Source organism: Segeticoccus sp., assembly GCF_035708005.1.
In genome coordinates this window covers 1-24,811 of the sequence record NZ_DASSTI010000079.1, presented here as the reverse complement: position 1 = coordinate 24,811, position 24,811 = coordinate 1, and the positions used below count along the sequence as shown (strand labels likewise).

The following is a 24,811-nucleotide window of genomic DNA, read 5'->3' as shown; positions in this document are numbered from 1 at the left end:
CGACGCAGACGGTGGATGCCCCGCACCTCGACGACGAGGTGTATGACGAGCAGCTCGCGAATCCTGCGGCCGCCGAGGGGCCGGCGGCGGTCGACTACAGCGGCGTCCCGACGCGCGACCTGCCGTTCGACGGCTACGCCCTCGACGAGGAACTCGAGGACCTGCCGCCGGTCTACCAGGCGGTCTGACCCAGACGTCAACCTCCACGGGCCTGCAGGACACCGGACCTGCAGGCCCGTCGGCATGACCCGAGGATGGAGCCCATGACCGAGATGACCTACCGTCCGCTGGGCGACTCCGGGCTCATGGTGAGCACGGTCGGCGTCGGGTGCAACGCGTTCAGCCGGCGCGTCGACCGCGACGGCTGCCGGGAGATCCTCGCCGCGGCACTCGACACCGGCGTCACCCTCTTTGACACCGCCGACATCTACGGGGTCCAGCCCGGTGCCAGCGAGGAGATGTTGGGGGAGGTGCTGGGCGCGCACCGCGGGGAGATCGTGCTCGCGACCAAGTTCGGCATGGACATGCGCGGCGCGAACGGCGCCGACCACGGCGTCCGCGGCTCGCGGCGCTACATCCGCCGAGCGGCCGAGGCCAGCCTGCGCCGCCTCCAGACCGACCACATCGACCTCTACCAGCTGCACCGGCCGGACGAGATCACCCCCTTGGACGAGACGCTGGCGGCGCTGTCGGAGCTGGTCCGCGAGGGTAAGGTCCGCTACGTTGGGTGCTCCAACTTCGCGGCGTGGCAGCTGGTCGATGCCGACTGGACCGCACGCACCGCCGGCTACGAGCGGTTCATCAGCGCCCAGAACCAGTACTCCCTGCTCGACCGCTCGGTAGAGGCCGAGCTGGTGCCGGCGTGCGAGCAGGTGGGGGCCGGCATACTGCCGTTCTTCCCGCTCGAGCACGGGCTGCTGACCGGCAAGTACCGGCGGGGCGCGGACGCTCCGGCAGGGTCGCGAGCGGCCAGGGAGCCGGAGCGCGCCCAGTGGCTGCAGGAGGCGGACTGGGACCGGATCGAGGCCCTGGAGTCGTTCGCCAAGGAACGCGACCTGTCGATGCTGCACGTCGCCCTGGGTGGCCTGGCCGCCCAACCGGCGGTGGCCTCGGTGATCGCCGGCGTCACCTCCGGCGAGCAGCTGCGCACCAACGTCGAGGCGGGCCTGTGGGAGCCGGAGGCCGCCGACCTGGTGGCCCTCGACGAGGTCACCGGGACCGCCTGACCGCACCGGGCCGTGTCGGGCCCCGAGTTTCGGCGCAGGGCCGCGGCGGTGCTATCTTGTCTGCGCACCACGGGGCTGTGGCGCAGTTGGTAGCGCGTCTCGTTCGCAATGAGAAGGTCAGGGGTTCGAATCCCCTCAGCTCCACCACCGGTAACCCCGCCCGACCAGCACAAACGCTGGAGATCGGGGCGGGGTTTCCTCATGGTGATTCACCCCCCGCGCCCTCACGCGCACCCCGGCGCACCCCCGAGGGCAGCCCGCTCCCGACGGCCATCAGTCGTCCTTCTCGAGGATGCTCTTGAGCACGCTCGTGGCGCCCATGCCGTTGGGCCAGCCGGAATAGAAGGCCAGGTGCAGCAGCGCCTCCTTGAGCTCGTCGTCGGTGAGGCCGTTCTGGCGGGCGTAGCCGAGGTGGAACTGGAGCTGATCCACCTTTCCCAGCGCGGTGAGTGCGGCGACGGTGACCAGACTCCTGTCGCGCTTGGAGAGCCCCTCGCGTTCCCAGACCTCGTCGAAGAGAACCCTGTCGGTGTAGTGGACCATCCCGGGGGCGAAGTCGCCGAAGGCGTTCTTCCCACCGGTCCAGCCAGTGCTCTGCGACTCGTTCACGATCTCTCCTTCGTCATGGTTGATCTGCCGGTGCCATTGCATCGCTGCGGCGATCGCGGAGGGAGTCTCCAGCGAAGGGTGTACCGACGGAGACTCCCACCGGGGCGCTGGCGGAAATACCGTTGCAGGCATGGACAACAGGGACGAAGCACGCCAGTTCCTCATGTCCCGTCGGGCGAACATCACCCCCGAGCAGGCCGGGCTGGCGGTCTCGGGGCACCGTCGCGTCGCGGGGCTGAGACGCGGCGAGGTGGCGTTGCTCGCGGACGTGAGCCCGGAGTACTACGCCAAGATCGAGCGCGGGAACCTGACCGGTGTCTCCGACGCCGTCCTGGAGTCCGTGGCCCGGGCGCTGCAGCTGGACGACGCCGAGCGCGAGCACCTGTTCGACCTGGCCCGGACGGCCAACGGCGCGGCCCAGCCCGTGCGCAAGCGCAGTCCGAAGAAGTGGGTCGCTCGGGAAAGCCTGATCCGTGCGCTGGACGTTATCGCCTACGGGCCGGCGTTCGTGCGCAACGGCCGGATGGACGTCCTGGCCACGAACGCCCTGGGCCGCGCCTTCTACGACGAGGTGTTCGACGGCCCGGGGAAGGGGAACCTGGCCCGGTTCTGCTTCCTCGACGAGCGAGCCACGTCGTTCTACCCCGCCTGGGAGGCCGCCGCCGACATCACCGTGTCGATCCTGCGCACCGAAGCAGGGCGGGACCCACGCGACAAGCAGCTGCACGACCTGATCGGCGAGCTGTCCACCTGCTCCGATGCGTTCCGCACCCGGTGGGGCGCGCACAACGTGCGCCGCCACGGCTCGGGGACCAAGGAGTTCCACCACCACGAGGTCGGCGACCTGACCCTGACCTACGAGGGCCTGGAGCTGACCGCGGAGCCGGGCCTGTCCTTCCTCATCTACACCGCCGAGCCCGGCTCGCCCAGCGAGGAGCGGCTGAAGCTGCTGGCCAGCCTCGCCGCGACGGCGCCCGCCGCGGCGCCCATCGACGGGCACCCGACCACACTTCAGGACAGATGACCATGCACACCAGAACCCTCGGACCGGGATGGCAGGTCTCCGCGATCGGCAAGAGCGTCGGCCTGTCCGAGACCTCGTCCGCCACGATCCGTTCCGCGCACGCCGTCCACCTGCCCTCGGGATGCGTCCTCGCCGGCAGGCCGAAGGACTCTGCCTGGTGACGGGTCCGTCTGCAGAGCACAGAACGAAAGGAGAAACATCATGACCGACACCCAGTTCGACCAGGTCTTCCCGCTCGGGGAGCCCAACGACGCCTACGCCCAGTACTTCACCGGGCAGAGCTACCTTGCCCCCCTGACCGACGGCAGCGTGCCGGTCAGCAACGTGTCCTTCGAGCCGGGCTGCCGCAACAACTGGCACATCCACCACGGCACCGCCGGCGGAGGCGACCAGATCCTCATGTGCACCGCCGGATCGGGCTGGTACCAGGCAGACGGCGAGGACCCCGTCAGCATGGAGCCCGGATCGGTCGTCCGCGTCCCCGCCGGGACCAGGCACTGGCACGGGGCGAAGGCCGACTCGTGGTTCTCCCACCTCGCCTTCATCACCCCGGGCGAAGACGTCCGCAACGAGTGGCTGGAGCCGGTCACCGACGAGGCGTACGGCCAGCTTCCGCAGAACGGAGAGAACGCATGACCGTCCTGAACGAGACGTACACGCTGTCCAACCGCGTCGAGATCCCCAAGCTGGGACTCGGCACCTGGTTCATCGACGACGACAAGGCCGCCGAAGCCGTGCGCGTGGCGATCGAGATCGGCTACCGGAACATCGACACCGCCCAGGCCTACGGCAACGAGCGCGGCGTCGGCGACGGCGTCCGGAATTCCGACGTCGCCCGGGACGAGCTGTTCGTGTCCACCAAGCTCGCCGCCGAGATCAAGGACTACGAGGGCGCGGTCGCCGCGATCGACGGATCGCTGGCCACGCTCGGGCTGGACCACATCGATCTGATGCTGATCCACAGCCCGCAGCCGTGGGACGACTTCCGCGGGGGCGACTATTCAGACGGTAACCGGCAGGCTTGGCGGGCCCTGGAGGAAGCGCACCAGGCAGGCCAGATCCGCGCCATCGGGGTGTCGAACTTCCTGCAGGAGGACCTGGACAGTCTGCTTGAGACCGCGACCGTCGTCCCGCACGTGAACCAGCTGCTCGTCCACGCGGGGAACACTCCGAGCGAGCTGCTGTCGTACTGCGAGGGCAAGCAGATCCTCGTCGAGGCCTACTCGCCGATCGCGCACGGAGAGATCCTCCAGAACGCCGACGTCGCCGCGATGGCCGAGAAGTATGGCGTGTCCGTGCCGCAGCTGTGCATCCGCTACACCCTGCAGCTGGGCACCGTCTCGCTGCCGAAGACCGCCAACCCAGCGCACATGCGCTCCAACGCGCAGGTCGACTTCGAGATCTCCGAGGCGGACATGGCCGCGTTGCGCGACCTGCACGCCCAGGACTACGGCGAGTCCAGCGCGTTCCCGGTCTACAGCGGCAGGTGATCGAGGGGAAGCAAGCCCCGACGCACGCAGCGCGCGCGTCGAAGGCGGCCTGTCCGGCGGGTCTGCGCCCTACTTGGGATGCGACGGGCCGGTCGCCACCCGGGGCGATGAACTGCGGCACGAACGCCAGGTGGAACAGGATGACCTTGGGGTTGGCCAAGTCGGTCAGGACCGCCCTCACGTAGGTCCGCGGCAGCGACCGCTGCAGCGCGAACGGCTGCGACGGTGGCGTGCCGAGTGGTTGGCGACTGTGCCGCCAGGTCGTGATGGCCAGGTAGACGAGGGCGGCTGCGCCCGCCCAACGGACGGCGTCCAGGGCGGCCGGTGCGGCAGCGAGTGTCGCCACCGAATCAGGTCGGAGGCAACACCGGCGTGGCGGGCAGCTGGGGCATCGGACGCCTTCGTTCTGGGCTGGTGTTCGCGCTCCGGGTTCGCCTCCCTCCTCGCGGACGCCCTCGTGTCGTCTGCCGGCACCCGTCCGAGGACGTCGCCCAACCGCTCGGCAGCGACTGAGCACCGCAGCAGTGGCGACTGCCTGAGCACCTGGTGCCACCAGGGGGGAGCGCGTGCAGCCGGGTGGGGTGGCTACAGTCGATTAGCTCATGGCTCGCAGGAGGTGGGTTATGCCCGAGTCCCCATTTGACGAAGCCACCCTCGGCGCGCTCGACCGCAACCTCGAAATCGACATGCACACGCCCCGCCGGGACGGATCGACCTCCAGTCGCCCGATCTGGGTGGTGGTCGTCGACGGTGAGGCGTACGTTCGGTCGTTCCGCGGTGAGCGCGGTGACTGGTACCGCCACGCGGCGCGGGGCGGGCGCGCCACCATCGGCAGCGGTGGGTCGACGTTCCCCGTCACCGTGGAACCGGTCACCGACCCCGAGCTGAATCAACGCATCTCCCACGCTTACCGCGCCAAGTATGAGGCCAGCTCGCCGGGTCCGACGGCGGCCATGGTGACGGACGACGTCGCCGCCACGACCCTTCGCCTCGGTGCAGTGCCGGCGACCTGATTCGCGGGCGGCACTGCGCGGGCGATTTTCTCACCACTTCGGGTGATTCCGCGGACGTCGCGTATCACCCATGTCATGGTGGCCCTCCTAGAGCGCAAGACGCCCGCGTCGGGCGTCCCAGCTCAGGAAGGCAGCCATGGAACTCCAGTCCACCTCCGTCGTCACCTCCGCACGGGCACGTGACGAGTCGCCGGCTCCGTCGCACGACGCGCGTGATCTGCCATCCGGGGCGCTTCGCCCGGACGACGCCGGTTACCCCGACGCGGTAGCCGGCTTCAACTTGGCCGTCGCCCACCGGCCCCCGGTGGCGGTGGTCGCGACCAGCGCGGAGGACGTGGTGTCGGCGGTGCGATACGCCGCCGCGCAGGGACTCCCGGTGGCCGTCGAAGCGACCGGGCACAACCGGCATCGCAGCTTCACCGAGGGTGTCCTGGTGAACACCAGCGCGATGGACGCGGTCACGATCGATCCCCGGGCCCGGACCGCGACGGTCGGTGCCGGTGCTCGGTGGCGGGCGGTCATGGACGCGGCGGGTCCCCACGGGCTGGGCGGACTGTGCGGGTCCACCTCCGACGTCAGCGTGGTCGGCTACACGCTGGGCGGCGGGCTTCCCCTGTTGGGGCGGGCGTTCGGCTTCGCGGCCGACCGGGTGCTCGCCCTCGACGTGGTCACCGCCGACGGCCAGCTGCGGACCGTCAGTCGCACCCGTGAACCCGAGCTGTTCTGGGCCCTGCGCGGGGGCGGCGGGAGCCTTGGTGTCGTCACCTCGATGACGTTCGAGCTGCTGGAGCTGTCCCACATCGTGGGCGGCGGCATCTTCTACCCGGGCGAGCACGCGGCCACTGTGCTGGCCGCGTACGCCCGGTGGACAGCAGACTTGCCGGCCGGCATGTGCACCTCGTTGGCGTTCCTGCGTCTGCCGCCGTTGCCTGACGTGCCCGAGCCGCTTCGCGGTCGGTTCGTGATGCACCTGCGCGTCGCCTGTCCCGGCCCGGCCGCGGAGGTGGACGCGTTCCTCGCACCGATGCGGTCCTGCGCCCCGGCAGTCATCGACATGGTGGGGGAGCTGCCCTACGCGCAGCTGGACAGCATCCACCAGGACCCGGAGCACCCGATCCCCTTCATGGAGCAAGGGCGGTTGGTGGAGGAGCTGACCCCAGAAGTGCAGCAGGCACTGCTGGACCGGGTCGGGCCTGACTCCGGCAGTGCGCTGTTGCTCGTCGAGCTGCGGCAGCTCGGCGGGGCGCTGGTGACTCCCGCCCACAGCGGCGACGACAACGCGATCGGCGCGCGGGACGCGGCGTTCCACCTCATGAGTGTCGGCGTTTTGATGGCGCCCCAGAGCGCCGTCCCCGCGGACCTCGACGCGCTCCACGCGGCCCTGGCGCCACACACCAGTGGACGCACCTTCCTGAACCTGCACGGCGCGCCGGGTGACGAGCAGGACTGCGCCCGCGCCTGGACGCCGGCACAGTACGCCCGCTTGCGCGCGGCGAAGCTCCGGTTCGACCCGGCCAACGTGTTCCGGCCCGAGCACGGTGTGCTGCCCGCTGCCTCCTGAGGGCCGTGTCACGATGGCTTGGTGATCGAGGTCGAACTCCCCACCGGTGGCGGCGCGCCGGTGCTTGTGCGGTCCTTCGCCGCCTGCCTGGCCGCTGCAACCGAGACGCCCGTGGCCGGCATACCTCTGCCGGCGGAAGAGCTGCCGGCGGCCCTGGAGCAGTGGCGGAGCTGGCTGGCCGCGCGGGGGGCCGGGCTCGTGGCCATCGACCGGCCGGCGGGCTTCAACTGGCCGGGCTACTGGCTGGCCGTGCTCGAGGGCAGCGCGTCCACGACCAACGAGGGGACGGCGGTCCTCATGTTCGGCACGCCCTCCGGGGTCGTGCTCAGCCCGCAGGACCCGTCGCTGCTGGGACGGGCTTCCAGCGACCTTCCGGTGCGGCAGGGGTATGTCGTCGCGCAGCTTGACCCGGCGTCCTCCGGCGGGAGCCCCGACCGTCCGCGGCTGCGCGGCCGGGTGGAGCTCATCGCGCTGGCGGGGGAGGCAACCGCCGACATGTACACCGTGGGTGAGGCGCAGGCCCTGACCGGTCGCGGACTGGAGGGAGACCGCTACGCCAAGAAGGCCGGGACCTTCACACCCAAGGACCCGACCCGTCGCGGATACGACCTCACGCTCGTCGAGGCCGAGGTCCTCGACGCGCTGTCCCTTCCCGAGGGCGACTTGGGCTACGCCCAGGCCCGCCGCAACCTGGTGACTCGCGGCATCGACCTGAATGCGTTGGTGGGACGCCGCTTCCGGGTCGGCGAGGTGGAGTGCGTCGGGCAGCGCCTGTGTGAACCGTGCGCCCACCTGGAGCGCCTCACGGTGAAGGGCGCACTCCGCGCCCTGATCCACCGCGGGGGCCTGCGCGCCGACGTGCTCAGCGACGGACGGATCACCAACGGCACCGAGATAGAAACCCTCGACTAGCGTCGAAAGGCCCTGCGGCGAAGCCGTTCTCGCCCGACGTCACAGGCCGGTGACGCGCATGGTGATGTTGATGCGTCCGGTCGCCAAGCCGCAGTCCCCAGGGGCGGTCCCCGGATAGGTCTTCGGGACGCCGTGGAAGGCGAGGCGGGACTCCCCGCCGAAGACGAACAGGTCGCCGGAGGCGAGCTCGATGTCGGTGTACGGCTGCTTGCGGTTACGGGTGTTGCCGAAGCGGAACAGGCAGCTGTCGCCGATCGACAGGGACACCACTGGTTCCCTGGCCCGCTCGTCCTTGTCCTGGTGCATCCCCATTCGGGCCTGGTCGTCGTAGTAGTTCACGAGCGCTGTGTCAGGGGTGTACCCCTCACCCGAGCCGGGGTCACCCGTGACCTCCACGAGCGCCGCCCGCCCGAGCCGGACCATCCAGTCCGGGAAGGGCAGCACCGGCTGGCCATTCACGTCCACCGCGGCACGGGTGTATTCGTAGGGGCGCCAGTGCCATCCGAGGCACACGGTCTGCACGCTCATCCGGTGACCGCGCACCTCCGCTGCTCGCAGCGGCACGGGCCCGGCTGCCCACTCGCGGAAGCGGGCGACGAGCCAGCGTTGCTGCTCGAGGGTGAGCCATCCCGGCACCCACGTGGCGCCGGCACCGAGCTCCCGGCGCGGCCGCCCGACGAGCCCGACCGGGAACAGGCCCTCGGTGATGGCGTCGCCGTGACCGGAGTCCACGCGCTTGGTCCACGAGTCGGTCATCGTCCTCGGCTCCTTCCTCTCCCTGCAGATGCGCTCGCCCACACAGGCGGCTGGCACACACCCTCGCCCTGCAGACGCGCCGGGGGCACGCCCACGTGAGGTGCCCGGCATACCCATCTTCGGGGACGCGACCTCGCGGGTGATTGACTGCGGAGCAGCCCACCGAACCCGCGCTGCCGAGGAGTCCCATGTCCGTCCCCGTCTCGATCCTGGACCTCGCCACCGTGCACCGGGGCGGTTCCGTGCGCGAGACGCTGGACACCTCGGTCGAGCTCGCGCAGCACGCGGAGGCGTGGGGCTACCACCGGCACTGGTTCGCCGAGCACCACAACATGCCGAGCATCGCCTCCTCGGCGACCGCGGTGCTGATCGGGCACGTCGCGGGCCACACCTCGACCATCCGCGTCGGCGCCGGCGGGATCATGCTGCCCAACCACTCACCACTCGTGATCGCCGAGCAGTTCGGCACGCTGGAGACGCTCTACCCCGGGCGGATCGACCTGGGCCTCGGCCGGGCGCCCGGCGGGGACCAGGCCATGCTGCGCGCCCTGCGCCGCGACCCCACCGCCGCTGAGTACTTCCCGCAGGACGTCATGGAGCTGCAAGCACTGCTCGGCCCGGTGCAGGAGGGCCAGGTGGTGCGGGCCACGCCCGGCGCCGACACGAACGTGCCGATCATCATCCTGGGCTCCTCCCTCTTCGGCGCCCAGCTGGCCGCGGCGCTCGGGCTGCCCTACTCCTTCGCCTCCCACTTCGCCCCGGCCGCGCTCGAGCAGGCCGTGCGGACCTACCGGCGTGAGTACCGCCCCTCCGAGCAGCACCCCGAGCCGTACGTCATCGCCGGCATGAACGTCTTCGCCGCCGACACCGAGGAGCAGGCCCGCGACCTGCACACGGCGGTTCTGCGCGCGAACGTGCGCCGGCTCGTCGCCCGCGACCAGCCGCTGACCGACGACGAGGCCGACGCGGTGCTCGCCTCCCCGGCCGGGCAGCACGTGCGGACGATGGCGACCTACTCGGCCGTCGGGACCGTCGCGACGGTGCGCGGCCAGGTGGAGGACTTCGTCCGGCACGCCGACGCCGACGAGGTGATCGTCGCGACCAACGCGCCGACCCACGAGGAGCGGCTGCGGTCCTACGAGCTGCTCGCCAAGGCCATGGACCTGCCCGGCTGACCGGCTGGCCCGCCACCTCACCCGAGCGGGTGAGGAGCAGTGAGTATGCCGACCCGGCCGCTCCTGGGTAGAAGGTCCCTTGTGCGGCGGCCCGGGCACACGCACGATCAGCACACCCGCTTCCGTGCGCGTCCCAGGAGGTCGCCATGCCATCCACGTCGGACTCCGAGCAACCCGACTCTGGCGCTGCCCCGAGGCGTGCCCCGAACGCGGCCGACCGTGTCGTCGCTGCGCTGATGGGGGAGGGCCTGCTCGTGCCGGGCGGGCAGCAGCGCGCCCTCGAGGTCGTGTCCGGTGCCCTGCCGGCGCAGCCGTCGGCCGCGGGCCCGCTGCGCCGCCGGTTGGCCGAAGTCGCCGGATATGTCGGCGGTTGCCTGCTGTTCGCCGCGGCGACGCTGCTCGTCGCGGACCAGTGGGGACACCTGGGCCCGGCAGGACGGGTCGGCGTCCTGGTCGTCGTGACGGTGCTGCTGGCCGCGGCGGGACTGGTCGTGGTCCTCGTCGGCGGCGCACCGCTGGGCGGGCGGGTCGAGCTCACGGCGGTGCGGCGCCGGCTCGGCAGCGCACTGCTGACGGCGGCAGCCGTGGCAGGTGCCGGGTCGGTCGGGGAGTGGCTGGTCGAGCTCCGGCCGGTCGAGCCGGCCGACTGGGTCGTCGGCCTGGCGGTGGGCCTGGCGCTCCTGGTCCTCAGCAGCGCCGGCTACGCCCTGGCCTCGTCGGCGCTCGGGCAGCTCGGCATCGCGGCAGGCCTCGCGTGGCTGGTGCCCAGCGTCCTGGCCGGGCTGGGACAGGGCCACGAGCTGGCCATCGGGCTCGGCTACGTGGGCGCCGGCGTGCTCTGGATGGTGCTTGCCGAGCGTGCGGTCTGGCGGGAGCCGGAGGTCGGCCAGTCCCTCGGCGTCGTGGCGGTCCTCGTCGGGGCCCAGCTGCCCCTGGCCTCCGCCGACCACTGGGTCTCCTACCTGCTCACCCTGGCTGCGGCCGCCGCCGGCTTCGTCGCCTACGTGGGGCGCCGGTCCTGGCCCTACCTCGCGCTCGGCGTGCTGGGCGCCACCCTCGGTGTCCCCGAGGTGCTGTCCGACTGGACCGACGGATCCCTCGGTGCCGCAGGGGTTCTGCTCGTCGCCGGTGTCACCCTGCTCGGCGGCTCGCTCGCGGGACTCCGGCTGCGCAGGGTCACGGCCTGACCGTGACGGACGCCGGCCTCGCCCGGACCCGACCGGGTGGGTGTGGAGGGCGGCTACCCTGACAACCTCGCACCGCTGACGTCGTCGAGGAGGGCGCGTGACACAGGAGGCTGGCACGAGAAGGCTCGAGGACGGCATACGGCGGGACTTCCACGCGGCGATGTCCTATGGCGACTACCTGCACCTCGACGAGATCCTCAGCGCCCAGCACCCGATCAGCCAGCCGCCGCAGCATGACGAGATGCTCTTCATCATCCAGCACCAGACCTCCGAGCTGTGGCTGAAGCTGATGCTGCACGAGCTGCGGTCGGCGCGGCAGCTGATCATGGACGACGACCTCGCGCCGGCACTCAAGCGGCTCGCGCGGGTCAAGCACATCCAGAACCAGCTCACGGAACAGTGGTCGGTCCTGGCCACGCTCACGCCGAGCGAGTATGCCGAGTTCCGCGCCTTCCTGGCCACGTCCTCGGGCTTCCAGTCCTACCAGTACCGCGCGGTCGAGTTCATCCTGGGCAACAAGCAGCGCGACATGATCCCCGTCTTCGACCACGACCCGGACAACCAGCAGATGCTCCAGCAGCTGCTCGAGGAGCCAAGCCTGTATGACGAGTTCCTCCGCTACCTCGCTCGTCGCGGTTACCCCGTGCCCCCGGGACGGTTGGAGCGGGACTGGACCGAGCCGTACCGCCTCGACCCCGACCTGGTCCCGGTCCTGAAGGAGGTCTACGAGCACTCCCACGAGCACTGGGGTGTCTACGAGACCTGCGAGGAGCTGGTCGACATCGAGGACAACTTCCAGTTCTGGCGCTTCCGGCACCTGCGCACGGTCGAGCGGATCATCGGCGCCAAGCCGGGCACCGGCGGCTCCAGCGGCGTGCCGTTCCTGCGGAAGGCGTTGGAGCTCACCTTCTTCCCCGAGCTGTATGCCGTCCGCGGCGAGATCTCGGAGGTGTCGCCCTCGTGAGTCCCTGCGCTGGTGATGACTGGGCGCAACGCGCCGAGGAGCTGGACGAGCAGGACCCGCTGGCGCCGTTCCGCGACCGGTTCCTGGCGCCGCGGGAGGACGGGCTGGTGGCCTACCTCGACGGCAACTCCCTGGGCCGGCCCACCCGCGACGTGCAGGAGCGCATGGCCGAGTTCGTCACGGGCGCTTGGGGGACCCGGCTGATCCGGGGCTGGACGGACGAGTGGATGGGCTGGCCCGAGCAGACCGGCGACCTGCTGGCCTCGGCGGCGCTGGGCGCCGCCGCCGGGCAGACCGTGGTCGCCGACTCCACCACGGTCATGCTCTACAAGCTCGCCCGAGCCGCGGTGGACGCCCAGCAGCGGCACGGCCGCCGCACCGAGATCGTCCTGGACACCGACAACTTCCCCACCGACCGCTACGTCCTCGAGGGCATCGCCGACGAGCGCGGGCTGACCCTGCGCTGGATCGAGGCCGACCCCGCCGAGGGCGTCCACGTCGAGCAGGTCGAGCAGATCGTCGGCCCCGAGACCGCGCTGGTCGTCCTCAGCCACGTGGCCTACCGCTCCGCCTGGCTCGCGGACATGGCGGCCATCACCCGCGTCGCGCACGACGCCGGCGCGCTGGTGCTGTGGGACCTCTGCCACTCCGCCGGCGCGGTGCCGGTGCAGCTCGACGCGTGCGGGGTCGACCTCGCCGTCGGCTGCACCTACAAGTACCTGAACGGCGGCCCGGGCGCCCCCGCGTTCGGCTACGTGCGCGCCGACCTGCAGGACGCGCTGCGCCAGCCGATCCAGGGGTGGATGGGGCGCCGGGACCCGTTCGAGATGGGGCCCGGCTACACGCCCGCCGCCGGGATCCGCGGCTTCGTCAGCGGCACGCCACCGATCGTCGGGATGGTGCCCGTGCGCGCCGGCGCCGAGCTGGTCGCCGAGGCCGGGATCGAGGCGATCCGCGCCAAGTCGGTGCAGCTGACGAGGTTCGTCATCGACGTCGCCGACTCCTGGCCGGCGGAGCTCGGCGTGGAGGTCGCCTCGCCGCGGGCCGATGACCGCCGGGGCGGGCACGTCACCGTCCGTCGCGCGGACTTCCGCGACGTCAACCAGCGGCTGTGGCAGCGGGGTGTCATCCCCGACTTCCGCGAGCCGGACGGCATCCGCATCGGCCTTGCCCCCCTCTCCACGAGCTTCGGCGAGACCTGGCGCGCCCTGGAAGTGCTGGTGGAGTCCGCTCGACGGTGACCCATGGCAGGCTGGGGCCATGGGGTCCACCACGCAGGGGGCGGGTCTGCAGCTTCGGGAGCCGGCCCATCACGTCAGTCCACGCGCCGTCCTCTTCTGGACGGTGCGTGCCGTGTGGGGCTGGCTGGTGCTCGTCGTCGGCCAGGCCGTCTGGCTCGTGCTCGACGCCGAGGACGCGCGCGGCTGGCGGGTGCTCGCCCTCGTCGTGACGCTCGTGCTCGCCGCGGCGCACCTGCTGGTCATGCCGCGCTGGCGCTACCGGGTGCACCGGTGGGAGGCCACGCCGACGGCCGTCTACACCCAGTCGGGGTGGTTCAACCAGGAGCGGCGGATCGCCCCGCTGTCGCGGATCCAGACCGTCGACATGGAACGCGGACCCCTCGAGCAGCTGTTCCGGCTCGCCAACGTCACCGTGACGACGGCCTCCGCCGCCGGGCCGCTGCACATCAACGGACTCGACCACGAGACCGCCGAGCGGCTCGTGCGTGACCTGACGGTCGCCACCGAGCAGGTCCCGGGGGACGCGACATGAGCGACCCCGAGCCGCCGCCTCCGCCCGCTCCCTCCGGGCCTCCCGTCGCCGGGCGGCTCAGCGGTCTGCCGGAGGCCGACTCCGAGTGGCGCCGGCTCAGTGCGCGGATGCTGCTCATCCACCCGGTCCGGGAGGTGGGGCGGTTCATCCCCGCGCTGATCGGCCTGTTCTTCGCCGGCAGCTCGACCGGGACGGGCCAGTGGTGGAGCCTCGTGGGCCTCGCCGCGGTCGTCGGGTTGAGCATCATGCGCTGGGTCACCACGCGCTACCGGATCACCCCCGAGCAGGTGCAGCTCACCACCGGCCTGTTCCACCGGAAGACGCTCGCCACGCCTGCCGACCGCGTCCGCACGGTCGATGTCACCGCCAACCTCATGCACCGGCTGCTCGGACTGGCCAAGGTCGAGATCGGCACCGCCAGCGGCTCGGACAAGGACCGGCTGACCCTCGATGCCCTGCCTGCGGACGACGCCGCGCGGTTGCGCGCCGAGCTGCTGCACCGCACCGGAGGCGCCGCCCGGTCGGAGGGCCGGGGCACCGGGGTAGGTGCCGGCGAAGACCGTGCGCTGCCCCGGAGCGCGGGGCACGGCACAGGGGCGGACACGCCACCCCCGTCGCGGCGCCTGTCGTGGCCCGCCCCGAGCGGTATGCCGGCCACGCGGCTACCCGATCCCGAGGAGGAGGTGCTGCTGGCCCTCGACCCCGGGTGGATCCGGTTCGCGCCGTTCACGTTGTCCGGGCTCATCACGGGCCTGGCCATCCTCGGTGTCGGCTCCCGGATCCTCGACGACCTCGGCACCAACGACCAGGAGAAGTGGGGCTACGCGCGCACCCTCTGGCAACAGGTGGCCGGCGAGACCCTGTGGGTCGCGGTGCTCATCGTGCTCGTCGCCGTCCTCATCGGCGCCTCGGTGCTGGCCATCGGGGGTTACGTCCTGTCGTTCTGGGGCTTCCGGCTCACCCGGCACCGCCGGGGCACCCTGCAGGTCTCCCGCGGGCTCATCACCACCCGTGCCACGAGCGTCGAGCTGCGCCGGCTGCGCGGGGTCGAGGTGGTGGAGCCGATCCTGCTCCGGATCCCGCGAGGCGGCCGGTTGCTGGCCCTCACCACCGGGTTGCGCTCGCGTGGGGGCGAGGGCAGCAACAACAACGCCGCCCTGCTCTGCCCGCCGGCACCCGCGGAGGTGGTCCGCGCGACAGGAGCGCAGGTGCTGCAGGACGGGCAGGCGCTCACCCAGCCCCTGCTGCGCCACGGCCACGCCGCGCGGCAGCGGCGGGTCTTCCGGGCGCTGGTGTTCCCCGCCCTCGTGGTGGTGGCACTCGCGGTCGTGCACGGGGCCGGCGCCCCGGTGCCGGGCTGGGCACCGGTCGTCGCGCTGGTGCTGCTGCCACTCGGCATACTGCTCGGGCTGGACCGCTACCGGAACCTCGGGCACGCGCTCACTCCCCGCTTCCTCATCCGCCAGGAGGGCTCCCTGGTCCGGCGCCGTGCGGCACTGGAGCGCGACGGCGTCATCGGCTGGAACCTGCGCCAGACGTTCTTCCAACGGCGCGCCGGGCTCGCGACGCTGACCGCCACCACGGCCGCCGGCGGCGGCTACTACGAGGTCATGGACCTCGCGCCGGAGCGGGCCCTCGCGCTCGCCGACGATGCCGTACCCGGGCTGCTGCGCGACTTCCTCGTGGAGGCGCCGGGCGAACCTCGCCGGCGGAGCGGACGGCAGCTGCCGCGGCGGAGCTGACCGCAGAGCCGTCCCGACACGGTCACACCCAGCTGGGGAACCACATCCGCCACTGCCAGTGCGAGAAGGGGATCACCTGCGCGGTCCAGATCGGGTAGAAGAAGACGAACATCGCGGCCGTGAGCACCAGGAACGACCCGGCCGCCAGCATCCCCCAGCGTCGTCGCTCCGGCGTGGCGTCCGTGGGGCCGATGACCAGCCCGAGGCAGTACGTGCAGACCAGCACCACATAGGGAACGAAGGCGACGACATAGAAGGTGAAGATCGTCCGCTGCTGCCAGTGGAACCACGGCAGCCACCCGGCCGCGACCCCGGCGAGGATCGCGCCGGCGCGCCAGTCCCGGCGCAGCGCCCACATGAACAGCAGGACCGCCAGCCCGGCGGTGGCCCCCCACCAGATGCTGGGGGTGCCGAGGTTGGTGATCGCCTTGCTGCACTGCTGCACCATGCAGCCGTCGTGACCCAGCTTGGGGCCCTCGTAGAAGAACGAGGTGGGCCGGCCCTGGATCATCCACGACCACGGGTTGCTCTGGTAGGTGTGCGGTGTCGTCAGGCCGACGTTGAAGCGGTAGACCTCCACGTGGTACTGCCACAGCGAGCGCAGCGCGTCGGGCACCCACGCGACGTGGGCAGACGGGTGCTGCTGCGCCCACTGCCGGTCGTAGCCGCCCGAGGACAGGAACCAACCGGTGTAGCTGGCCAGGTAGGTGGCCAGCGCCACGGGGACCAGCGCCACGAACGCGAACAGCCCGTCCTTGACCAGCCCACCGCGCCACCAGTGCCGGATCCCGACGGTGCGGCGAGCGCCCATGTCCCACAGCACGCGCATCAGGCCGAAGGCCGCGAGGAAGAACACCCCGGACCACTTGGAGCCGGTCGACAGGCCCAGGCACACCCCGGCCACCCAGGTCCACGGCCGCCAACCGAGCCAGGGCCCGTGCTGGAGGTCGCCGTACGCGCGGCGGCCGCTCCCGGTCGGCGGTGAGCCACCGGACTCCCAGATCGCCCCCACCTTCTGGGCCAGCAGCTCGCGCGAGCGGTGCCGGTCCACGAGCAGCGAGCAGAAGCCGGCCAACGCGAAGAACATCACGGGCGTGTCCAGCAGGCTCGTGCGCGAGTGCACGAACTCGTTGCCCTCGAGCGCGAGGAGGACCGAGGCCACCGTCGCCAACGTCGCCGACCCGAACAGCCGCCAGGCGGCCCGGCCGACCAGCAGGATCGCCAAGGTCCCGAGGACGCAGACGCCGAAGCGCCACCCGAAGCTGCTGTCGATGCCGAACAGCTTCTCGCCGCTGGCGACCACCCACCGGCCGACCGGGGGGTTGATCAGCATCTCCGGCTGGTTGCCGTAGACGTTCACGTCGCCGTGCGTGAACAGCGCGTCCGGGGTCTTCAGGTTGCTGAGCGTGGCGCGCGCATCGCCGTAGCGGATGAAGGAGTACGCCTGCTTGACGTAGTACGTCTCGTCGAAGACCAGCTGGTGCGGGCGGCCCAGGTGCCAGAACCGCAGGAACCCGCCGACCGCCATCGCGATGAGCGGCCCGAGCCACGCCCACAGGACCTCGTGCCGGGAGGGCCGCGGACCGAGCAGTCGCTCGCGCAACCGCTCCGTCGCGGCGCCTGCTGCCATCGAGGTCCCCCAGCTGGTCGGTGAGTCGGGGCGACTGTATCGCCCGAACCTCCTGAGACGATCGAACCGTGACCGTCCCCGGAACCCTCGTCCTGGCCGCCACCCCCATCGGTGACCCCCGCGACGCCGCACCGCGGCTCGCCGCGGAGCTCGGCTCCGCCGACGTCGTCGCCGCCGAGGACACCCGCCGCCTCCACCGGCTGTGCCAGGCCCTCGGCGTGCACCCTCGAGGGGCGGTGCTGAGCTACCACGAGCACAACGAGGCCTCCCGCACCCCCGAGCTGCTCGAGCGGCTGCAGCGCGGCGACCGGGTCGTCGTGGTCACCGACGCCGGTATGCCGTCCGTCTCCGACCCCGGGTACCGCCTGGTGACTGCCGCCATCGCGGCGGACGCCCCGGTTACCTGTGTGCCCGGCCCCAGCGCCGTGCTCATGGCCCTGGCGGTCTCCGGGCTGCCGGTGGACCGGTTCTGCTTCGAGGGGTTCCTGCCGCGCAAGGCCGGGGAGCGGGCCCGAGCGCTGGCCGAGCTGGCCGCCGAGCGCCGGACGATGGTCTTCTTCGAGGCGCCGCACCGGCTCGCCGCGACCCTCACGGCGATGGCCGAGGCGTTCGGCGCGGACCGGCACGCGGCCGTCTGCCGGGAGTTGACCAAGACGTATGAGGAGGTCCGCCGCGGCGAGCTGGCCGACCTGGCTGCCTGGGCCGTCGAGGGCGCGCGCGGCGAGATCACCGTCGTCGTCGCCGGCGCGGCACCCACGGTGAGCGACCCCGGTCGGGCCGTGGCCGTCATACAGGAGCGGGTGGCGGCGGGGGAGCGGCTCAAGGACGTCGCCAAGGAGGTGGCCGCGAGCACGGGGCTGTCGGCGCGCGAGCTCTACGACGCCGCGCTCGCGGCCCGACGCGGCTGACCGGCGGCTCGGGGGGCGCCCGTAGGATTTGGCCCATGACCCATGTCCTGTCTGCTGTCGCCTGGCCGTACGCCAACGGCCCGCGCCACATCGGCCACGTGGCCGGTTTCGGCGTGCCCTCCGACGTGTTCAGCAGGTACATGCGCATGGCCGGCCACGACGTGCTCATGGTCAGTGGCACCGACGAGCACGGCACCCCGATCCTCGTCGCCGCCGACGCCGAGGGGGTCAGCGCTCGCGAGCTCGCCGACCGCAACAACCGGCTGATCGTGCAGGACCTGGTCGACCTCGGGCTGTCCTACGACCTGTTCACCCGCACCACCACGCGCAACCACTACGCCGTGGTGCAGGAGCTGTTCACCACCGTCTGGCGCAACGGCTACATGGTCGAGCAGACCACCCGCGCAGCAGTGTCGCCGTCGACCGGACGCACGCTGCCGGATCGCTACATCGAGGGCACCTGCCCGATCTGCGGCTACGACAGCGCGCGCGGCGACCAGTGCGACAACTGCGGCAACCAGCTCGACCCGACCGACCTGATCAACCCGCGCAGCAAGATCAACGGCGAGGTCCCCGAGTTCGTCGAGACCCAGCACTTCTTCCTCGACCTGCCGGCGCTCGCTGACGCGCTCGGGGAGTGGCTGGACGACCGGGAGGCCTCCGGCGACTGGCGGCCCAACGTCATCCGTTTCAGCCAGAACATCCTTGCGGAGATCAAGCCGCGGGCGATGACCCGCGACATCGACTGGGGGATCCCCGTGCCGCTGGAGGGGTGGCGCGACCAGCCGACCAAGCGGCTGTACGTGTGGTTCGACGCCGTGATCGGCTACCTGTCCGCCGCGATCGAGTGGGCGCGCCGCCAGGGTGACCCCGAGGCGTGGCGGGCCTGGTGGAACGAGGCAGACGCGCGGTCGTACTACTTCATGGGCAAGGACAACATCGTCTTCCACGCCCAGATCTGGCCGGCCGAGCTGCTGGCCTACAACGGCAAGGGTTCCCGTGGGGGCGAGCCCGGGAAGTATGGCGAGCTCAACCTGCCGACCGAGGTGGTCAGCTCCGAGTTCCTCACCATGGAGGGCAAGCAGTTCTCCTCCAGCCGCGGCGTGGTCATCTACGTCAAGGACGTGCTCTCCCGCTACCAGCCCGACGCGCTGCGCTACTTCCTGTGCGCCGCCGGCCCGGAGAACCAGGACAGCGACTTCACCTGGGCCGAGTTCGTCCGGCGCACCAACGGCGAGCTCGTCGCCGGCTGGGGCAACCTGGTCAACCGCACGGCGTCGATGATCCACAAGAACTTCGGCGAGATCCCGGCGGCCGAGTCGTTCACGGCCGAGGACGAGGCGCTGCTCGCGCACGTGCGCGAGGGCTTCGTCACGGTCGGCGGCCTCGTCGAACGGCACCGGCAGAAGGCGGCCCTCGCCGAGGTGATGCGGCTCGTCGGCGAGGTGAACAAGTACGTCACCGACCAGGCGCCGTTCAAGCTCAAGGCGGAGTCCGAGCGCGGCCGGCTCGGCACGATCCTGCACGTCACCGCCCAGGCGGTGCAGGACCTCAACACGATGATCAGCCCGTTCCTGCCGCACGGGGCCAACCGCGTCGACGCGATGTTCGGTGGCTCCGGCCAGATCGCCCCGCTGCCGCGGATCGAGGAGGTCAAGGACGTGGAGGTGGACGTCGCCGGCGCCGATGCCGCGGACGGTGAGGGGACGGCATACCCGATCATCACCGGTGACTACACGGGTGTGCCGCGGTGGGCGTCGCGTCCTGTGACGGTCGGGGCGAGTGTCGCCAAACCGATCCCGCCGTTCACCAAGCTCGACGCCGCCATCGTCGACGAGGAGCTCGACCGGCTCGGCCGCGAGGCCGACGCCTCGTGACGGCGCCCCGGCCGAGAGGCGCGGCGCGATGACGCACGGGGAGCGGCCACCGGCGCCCGACCCGCTGCCGATCCCGGTGGTGGACAACCACACCCACCTGGACATGGGCCGCGGGGACGAGCCCGCGCCCGACCTCGCCGCGGCGATCGCCGAGGCCACCAAGGTCGGCGTGGACCGGATGGTGCAGATCGGGTGCGAGTTGGACAGTGCCCGGCAGACCGTCGACATGGTCGAGCAGCACGCCGCGCTGCTCGGCGGCGTCGCGCTGCACCCGAACGAGGCGCCCCGGCATGCCGACCGCGGCGACGTCGCCGAGGCGCGGGCGGAGATCGAGCGGCTGGCCCAGCACCCGCGCGTCCGGGTGATCGGCGAGACCGGGCTGGACTACTTCCGTACCGGGCCAGAAGGCGTTGCGGCGCAACAGGACTCGTTCCGGTGGCACATCGACCTCGCCAAACGCACCGGCAGGGCGCTGCAGATCCACGACCGGGACGCCCACGACGACGTGCTGCGAATCCTCACGGAGGAGGGGGCGCCGGAGAAGACGGTCCTGCACTGCTTTTCCGGCGACATCGAGATGGCGCGGGTGTGCGTGGAGCGCGGCTACTACCTGTCGTTCGCCGGCACGGTGACCTTCAAGAACGCGCCCGGCCTGCGTAACGCGCTCGCCGTGACGCCGCTCGAGCGGGTGCTGGTCGAGACGGACGCGCCGTTCCTGACGCCGGCGCCCTACCGCGGGTCCACGAACGCGCCCTACCTCGTCCCGATCACCGTGCGCGCGATGGCCGGGGTGCTCGGCGTCGACGTGCCCGCGCTGTGCACCGCCCTGTCGGAGAACTCCGAACGCCTCTACGGCCCGTGGTGACCCCACCCGTGGTGCCCCCGCCCGTGGTGCCCCCGCCCGTGATTGCGGATCTAGGGACTTTCCCGCCGATCTCGGGACTTTGCGCCGCGCAAAGTCCCGAGACCGAGCGGGAACTCCCTAGATCGGCGGGAAAGCCCCGAGGTCGGCAGCGGTGAGCGAAGAGCAGCTGCTCGGGGCGGCGCAGGTCCGCGAGCTCGCGGCCCGGCTGGGCGTGCGCCCGACCAAGCAGTGGGGGCAGAACTTCGTCATCGACGCCAACACCGTGCGTCGCATCGTGCGGCTGGCCGACGTCGGGCCCGGCGACGTCGTCGCCGAGGTCGGTCCGGGCCTCGGCTCACTGACGCTCGCGCTGCTGCCACGGGTCCACCGGGTGGTGGCGATCGAGGTCGATCCGGTGCTCGCCGACGCCCTCCCCGAGACCGTGGCCGAGCGGGTCCCGGAGCTGGCCGACCGGCTCGTCGTGTTGCGGGCCGATGCGCTGACCGTGCGGTCGCTGCCCGACCCGCAACCGACCGCGCTCGTGGCCAACCTGCCCTACAACGTCGCGGTGCCGGTGGTGCTCGGCCTGCTCGCGCACCTGCCCACGATCGAGAAGGTCCTCGTCATGGTCCAGCTCGAGGTGGCCGAGCGGCTGGCGGCACGGCCCGGCAGCAAGGTCTACGGGGTGCCCAGTGTGAAGGCCGCGTGGTACGCCGACGTCCGGCTCGCCGGCACCGTGGGCCGCAACGTCTTCTGGCCGGCGCCCAACGTCGACTCCGGGCTCGTCTCGATGGTGCGCCGGCCGCCACCCGCCGTGGACCTCGACGGTGAGGTCGTCGGCGCGGTGGACCGTGCGGCTGTGTTCGCCTGCGTCGATGCGGCCTTTGCCCAGCGCCGCAAGACGCTCCGTGCCGCGCTGGCCGGCTGGGCCGGGTCAGCGGCCCACGCCGAGCAGGTGCTCCGCGCCGCTGGAGTCGACCCGGGCACCCGGGGCGAGCGACTCGGCATACGGGAGTTTGCCCGCATCGCGGCCGCCAAGGCGGCGCTGTCGTAGGGGTTCCGGGGTGAGGATGTGACGCGGGGCGCGTGCCCCATAAGGTGAGCCCATGTCTGCTGCGTCGGCGTCCGGGCGATCGGTGACGGTGCGCGCGCCGGCGAAGCTCAACCTCGAGCTGACGGTGGGACCGCGCCGGCCGGACGGCTACCACGACCTCGCGACGGTCTTCCACGCGGTCGGCCTGCACGACGAGGTGACGGTCGAACCCGCCGACGACTGGGAGGTCGTCGTCACCGGGCCGTACGCCGAACTGGTCCCGTGCGGCGCGGACAACCTGGCGATGCGGGCGGCGCACCTGATTGCCGAGCAGGCCACCTCGAGCGGTCCGGCCCGCATCACGATCGACAAGGAGATCCCGGTTGCCGGCGGCATGGCCGGTGGCTCCGCGGACGGCGCCGCCACCCTGCTGGCGTGCGACCTGCTCTGGGAGGTCGGGCTGTCCCGGGGGGAGCTGGAGGAGCTCGCCGCGGATCTGGGCAGCGACGTGCCGTTCGCCCTCGCCGGTGGCACCGCCATCGGCTCCGGCCGCGGGGAGCAGCTGGTGCCGGTGCTCGCGCCGGGTCGGTACGAGTGGGTCCTCGCCCTGAGCGAGGGCGGCCTGCCCACCCCCGAGGTGTATGCCGAGTGCGACCGGTTGCGTGCGGGCCGTCGCGTGCCGGACCCCGAGCCATCCGAGGACCTGATGAGCGCGCTGCGGGCAGGGGACCCGCGAGCGCTGGGAGCCGCGCTGACGAACGACCTGCAGGACGCCGCGTTCTCGCTGCGCCCGGAGCTGCGGGGGTTGCTCGAGGTCGGCCTGGACTTCGGGGCGCTGGGCGGCATCGTCTCCGGATCGGGCCCCACGATCGCGTTCCTCACGGCCGACGTGGAGGGAGCGCTCGACCTGTCCGTCGCGCTCGCCGCCAGCGGGGCCGCGCCGGAGGTGAAGCGCGCCACCGGACCGGCGCACGGCGTGCACGTCGTGCGTTCACCGAGCCTGCGGAGCCTGTGACGGTGCCCAACCTCGTCGCCGCGGAACGGGTGTCGCTGGCGCTGGGCACCAATAGGGTGCTCGACCAGGTGTCGCTCGGAGTCGGCGGGGGCGACCGCATCGGCGTGGTCGGCCGCAACGGCGGCGGCAAGTCCACCCTGCTGCGGGTACTCGCCGGGGCTCAGGAGGTCGACGCCGGACGGGTGACGCAGACCGGCGGCCTGACGGTGGGTCTGCTCAGCCAGGCGGACACGCTCGACCCGTCCGCGACCGTGCGCCAGGTCGTGATCGGGGACCTGGCCGAGCACGAGTGGGCCGGAGACGTGCGGATCCGCGACGTGCTCGACGGGCTGCTCGGCGGGCTCGACGCGGAGGAGGTCGGGGGGTGGGGCGCGCTGGTGGGCCCGCTGTCCGGCGGGGAACGGCGGCGCCTGGCGCTGGCGCGGCTGCTCGTCGCCGACCCGGACCTGCTCCTGCTGGACGAGCCGACCAACCACCTCGACGTCGAGGGGGTCGCCTGGCTCGCCGACCACCTCGTGCAGCGCCGGACCCGAGCGGAGTCGGCCTTCGTTGCCGTGACCCACGACCGCTGGTTCCTCGACGCGGTCGCCACCTCGACCTGGGAGGTCGAGGGCGGTGGAGTGCACTCCTACGAAGGGGGCTATGCGGCATACGTCCTCGCCAAGGCGGAGCGCGCCCGGGTGGCTGCGGTCACCGAGGAGCGGCGCAGCAACCTGCTGCGCAAGGAGCTGGCGTGGCTGCGGCGCGGCGCCCCGGCGCGGACGAGCAAGCCGCGGTTCCGGATCGACGCGGCCAACGCCCTCATCGCCGACGAGCCGGCGCCGCGGGACGAGGTGTCGCTGGTGCGCTTCGCCACCACGCGGCTGGGCAAGGACGTCGTCGACCTGGTCGATGCGACGGTGCGGCGGGGCGATCGGACCCTGCTCGACCGGGTGACCTGGCGGCTCGCTCCGGGCGACCGGGTCGGGATCGTGGGCGTCAACGGCGCCGGCAAGTCCACGCTGCTGGGAGCCGTCCACGGTGACGTGGCGCTGGAGGCGGGGCGACGGAAGGTCGGCAAGACGGTCGTCATGGGCTACCTGACACAGGACGTGCGCGAGCTGGCGCCGTTCGCCGATCGGCGGGTGATCGACGCGATCACGGACGTCCGCGCCTCCACGCGGCTGGGGGACAAGGAGGTCAGCGCGAGCCAGCTCGCCCAGCGGCTCGGCTTCACCGGCGGGCGGCAGCAGACGCGGGTGGGAGACCTGTCCGGCGGCGAGCGTCGACGCCTGCAGGTGCTGCGGCTGCTGATGACCGAGCCCAACGTGCTGCTGCTCGACGAGCCGACCAACGACCTGGACATCGAGACCCTGACCTCCCTCGAGGACGTCCTCGACGGGTGGGCCGGCACCCTGCTCGTGGTCTCGCACGACCGCTACCTGTTGGAGCGGATGTGTGACCGGCAGGTGGCGCTGTTCGGGGACGGCCAGGTCCGCGACCTGCCCGGCGGGGTGGAGCAGTACCTCGAGCTGCGCCGCGAGGCGGGGGCCCGGCCGGGCGCTGGATCCGGGCGTCGCGGGAGTTCGGGTCCGGCGGGCGGTGCCGGTGCCGGAGGGCCGGGTGCAGGAGGGGCGGGTGCCGGTGCCGATGCCGCGGCCGTGCGGGCGGCGAAGAAGGACATGAACCGCATCGAGCGGCAGCTCGGCAAGCTGGCCCACCGCGAGCAGAAGCTGCACGAGCAGATGGCGGCTGCGGCCACCGACCACGAGAGGGTGCTCGAGTTGAACGCCCAGCTGCGCGAGGTCGTCGACGAGCGCGAAGAGCTCGAGACCGAGTGGCTCGAGGCCGCCGACCTGGTTGGCTGACCGCCGCGGCGGCTCCGAACTCGGCGGTGGGCCGGTTTCTGCCGCCGGGCCGTGGTTGCAACGGGGGCTCGGTGCCAGGTCGGTGGTTCGGGGGCCGGTTTCTGCCGCCGGGCCGTGGTTGCAACGGGGGCGCGGTGCCAGGAACCCGGGACCGGATTGTGCCAGTCGTCGTGACCTCGAGCCCTCTGTCGCGTCCCGCCCTCGAGGCCGTTCATGCTGCGCGTC

General features: G+C 72.0%; 24 protein-coding genes, 1 tRNA gene and 1 pseudogene. 22 read left to right on the top strand and 4 right to left on the bottom strand.

The annotated features are described in order from the left end of the window. The 3 genes from VFL99_RS08940 to VFL99_RS08930 all read left to right on the top strand — a co-directional run. On the top strand, positions 1 to 188 hold a 188-nt coding region (locus tag VFL99_RS08940), incomplete at its 5' end, for a hypothetical protein (protein WP_325105995.1). Positions 189 to 263: 75 nt separating this feature from the next. Next, positions 264 to 1,226, top strand: coding sequence for an aldo/keto reductase (locus VFL99_RS08935; RefSeq protein ID WP_325105994.1), 963 nt, complete (start codon positions 264 to 266; stop codon positions 1,224 to 1,226). 71 nt (positions 1,227 to 1,297) lie between these two features. After that, positions 1,298 to 1,373 (top strand) — tRNA-Ala (locus tag VFL99_RS08930). Between the two features lie 126 nt (positions 1,374 to 1,499). Here the strand turns inward: VFL99_RS08930 and VFL99_RS08925 are convergent. Further along, positions 1,500 to 1,769 carry a carboxymuconolactone decarboxylase family protein gene (locus tag VFL99_RS08925; RefSeq protein WP_325105996.1) on the bottom strand — a complete coding sequence of 90 codons (270 nt, stop codon included), beginning with the start codon at positions 1,767 to 1,769 and terminating at the stop codon, positions 1,500 to 1,502. 196 nt (positions 1,770 to 1,965) lie between these two features. Here VFL99_RS08925 and VFL99_RS08920 point away from each other — a divergent pair, with 196 nt between their 5' ends. The 4 genes from VFL99_RS08920 to VFL99_RS08905 are packed head-to-tail and all read left to right on the top strand — an operon-like array spanning position 1,966 to position 4,349. After that, complete coding sequence (locus VFL99_RS08920) at positions 1,966 to 2,859, top strand: helix-turn-helix transcriptional regulator (RefSeq protein ID WP_325105993.1); 894 nt, start codon at positions 1,966 to 1,968, stop codon at positions 2,857 to 2,859. After that, positions 2,856 to 3,020 carry a hypothetical protein gene (locus tag VFL99_RS08915; protein ID WP_325105992.1) on the top strand — a complete coding sequence of 55 codons (165 nt, stop codon included), beginning with the start codon at positions 2,856 to 2,858 and terminating at the stop codon, positions 3,018 to 3,020. Before VFL99_RS08920 ends, VFL99_RS08915 begins: the two co-directional genes overlap by 4 nt. A gap of 40 nt (positions 3,021 to 3,060) precedes the next feature. After that, positions 3,061 to 3,495 carry a cupin domain-containing protein gene (locus VFL99_RS08910; protein WP_325105991.1) on the top strand — a complete coding sequence of 145 codons (435 nt, stop codon included), beginning with the start codon at positions 3,061 to 3,063 and terminating at the stop codon, positions 3,493 to 3,495. Continuing rightward, the gene (locus VFL99_RS08905; RefSeq protein WP_325105990.1) at positions 3,492 to 4,349 is read left to right on the top strand and encodes an aldo/keto reductase; all 858 of its coding nucleotides are present in this window, start codon (positions 3,492 to 3,494) and stop codon (positions 4,347 to 4,349) included. The genes VFL99_RS08910 and VFL99_RS08905 overlap by 4 nt, the downstream gene beginning before the upstream one ends. A gap of 109 nt (positions 4,350 to 4,458) precedes the next feature. Here VFL99_RS08905 and VFL99_RS18345 read toward each other — a convergent pair. Beyond that, positions 4,459 to 4,695, bottom strand: a pseudogene (locus tag VFL99_RS18345) (LysE family translocator); the annotation flags it as partial. 277 nt (positions 4,696 to 4,972) lie between these two features. On the opposite strand from VFL99_RS18345, the gene VFL99_RS08900 reads away from it, so the two are divergent. From VFL99_RS08900 to VFL99_RS08890, 3 genes are all read left to right on the top strand, one after another. Continuing rightward, entirely contained in the window at positions 4,973 to 5,362 is a 390-nt protein-coding gene (locus tag VFL99_RS08900; protein WP_325105989.1) for a DUF2255 family protein, read from the top strand. A 136-nt stretch (positions 5,363 to 5,498) separates the two neighbouring features. Continuing rightward, positions 5,499 to 6,923 carry an FAD-binding oxidoreductase gene (locus VFL99_RS08895; protein WP_325105988.1) on the top strand — a complete coding sequence of 475 codons (1,425 nt, stop codon included), beginning with the start codon at positions 5,499 to 5,501 and terminating at the stop codon, positions 6,921 to 6,923. A 21-nt stretch (positions 6,924 to 6,944) separates the two neighbouring features. Beyond that, entirely contained in the window at positions 6,945 to 7,835 is an 891-nt protein-coding gene (locus VFL99_RS08890; protein WP_325105987.1) for an MOSC domain-containing protein, read from the top strand. 39 nt (positions 7,836 to 7,874) lie between these two features. Here VFL99_RS08890 and VFL99_RS08885 read toward each other — a convergent pair whose 3' ends face one another. Continuing rightward, positions 7,875 to 8,591: an alpha-ketoglutarate-dependent dioxygenase AlkB family protein gene (locus VFL99_RS08885; RefSeq protein WP_325105986.1), complete on the bottom strand. Its 717-nt coding sequence runs from the start codon at positions 8,589 to 8,591 to the stop codon at positions 7,875 to 7,877. Between the two features lie 188 nt (positions 8,592 to 8,779). On the opposite strand from VFL99_RS08885, the gene VFL99_RS08880 reads away from it, so the two are divergent. The 6 genes from VFL99_RS08880 to VFL99_RS08855 all read left to right on the top strand — a co-directional run bounded on the left by VFL99_RS08880 (position 8,780) and on the right by VFL99_RS08855 (position 15,432). Next, complete coding sequence (locus tag VFL99_RS08880) at positions 8,780 to 9,766, top strand: LLM class flavin-dependent oxidoreductase (protein WP_325105985.1); 987 nt, start codon at positions 8,780 to 8,782, stop codon at positions 9,764 to 9,766. Between the two features lie 146 nt (positions 9,767 to 9,912). Further along, the gene (locus VFL99_RS08875) at positions 9,913 to 10,953 is read left to right on the top strand and encodes a hypothetical protein (RefSeq protein ID WP_325105984.1); all 1,041 of its coding nucleotides are present in this window, start codon (positions 9,913 to 9,915) and stop codon (positions 10,951 to 10,953) included. A gap of 97 nt (positions 10,954 to 11,050) precedes the next feature. Then, the gene (gene kynA / locus VFL99_RS08870) at positions 11,051 to 11,917 is read left to right on the top strand and encodes a tryptophan 2,3-dioxygenase (protein ID WP_325105983.1); all 867 of its coding nucleotides are present in this window, start codon (positions 11,051 to 11,053) and stop codon (positions 11,915 to 11,917) included. Next, on the top strand, positions 11,914 to 13,158 hold the full coding sequence (kynU, locus tag VFL99_RS08865; RefSeq protein WP_325105982.1) for a kynureninase: 1,245 nt from the start codon (positions 11,914 to 11,916) through the stop codon (positions 13,156 to 13,158). The genes kynA and kynU overlap by 4 nt, the downstream gene beginning before the upstream one ends. Before the next feature lie 19 nt (positions 13,159 to 13,177). Next, a complete protein-coding gene (locus VFL99_RS08860; RefSeq protein WP_325105981.1) occupies positions 13,178 to 13,690 on the top strand; it encodes a PH domain-containing protein in 513 nt (170 codons plus the stop codon). Then, positions 13,687 to 15,432, top strand: coding sequence for a PH domain-containing protein (locus VFL99_RS08855; protein WP_325105980.1), 1,746 nt, complete (start codon positions 13,687 to 13,689; stop codon positions 15,430 to 15,432). Before VFL99_RS08860 ends, VFL99_RS08855 begins: the two co-directional genes overlap by 4 nt. Before the next feature lie 22 nt (positions 15,433 to 15,454). Here VFL99_RS08855 and VFL99_RS08850 read toward each other — a convergent pair whose 3' ends face one another. Then, the gene (locus tag VFL99_RS08850) at positions 15,455 to 17,062 is read right to left on the bottom strand and encodes a dolichyl-phosphate-mannose--protein mannosyltransferase (RefSeq protein WP_325105979.1); all 1,608 of its coding nucleotides are present in this window, start codon (positions 17,060 to 17,062) and stop codon (positions 15,455 to 15,457) included. Between the two features lie 68 nt (positions 17,063 to 17,130). On the opposite strand from VFL99_RS08850, the gene rsmI reads away from it, so the two are divergent. From rsmI to VFL99_RS08820, 6 genes are all read left to right on the top strand, one after another. After that, entirely contained in the window at positions 17,131 to 17,970 is an 840-nt protein-coding gene (gene rsmI / locus VFL99_RS08845; RefSeq protein WP_325105978.1) for a 16S rRNA (cytidine(1402)-2'-O)-methyltransferase, read from the top strand. Between the two features lie 35 nt (positions 17,971 to 18,005). Next, positions 18,006 to 19,847, top strand: coding sequence for a methionine--tRNA ligase (gene metG, locus VFL99_RS08840; protein WP_325105977.1), 1,842 nt, complete (start codon positions 18,006 to 18,008; stop codon positions 19,845 to 19,847). A 28-nt stretch (positions 19,848 to 19,875) separates the two neighbouring features. Next, positions 19,876 to 20,712 (top strand): TatD family hydrolase, encoded by an 837-nt coding sequence (locus VFL99_RS08835; RefSeq protein ID WP_325105976.1) that lies wholly within the window; start codon positions 19,876 to 19,878, stop codon positions 20,710 to 20,712. Between the two features lie 151 nt (positions 20,713 to 20,863). Then, on the top strand, positions 20,864 to 21,745 hold the full coding sequence (rsmA, locus tag VFL99_RS08830; protein ID WP_325105975.1) for a 16S rRNA (adenine(1518)-N(6)/adenine(1519)-N(6))-dimethyltransferase RsmA: 882 nt from the start codon (positions 20,864 to 20,866) through the stop codon (positions 21,743 to 21,745). 52 nt (positions 21,746 to 21,797) lie between these two features. Further along, complete coding sequence (locus tag VFL99_RS08825; protein WP_325105974.1) at positions 21,798 to 22,739, top strand: 4-(cytidine 5'-diphospho)-2-C-methyl-D-erythritol kinase; 942 nt, start codon at positions 21,798 to 21,800, stop codon at positions 22,737 to 22,739. Positions 22,740 to 22,741: 2 nt separating this feature from the next. Next, positions 22,742 to 24,586, top strand: a complete 1,845-nt coding sequence (locus VFL99_RS08820) for an ABC-F family ATP-binding cassette domain-containing protein (RefSeq protein ID WP_325105973.1) — start codon at positions 22,742 to 22,744, stop codon at positions 24,584 to 24,586. Positions 24,587 to 24,811 lie beyond the last annotated feature (225 nt).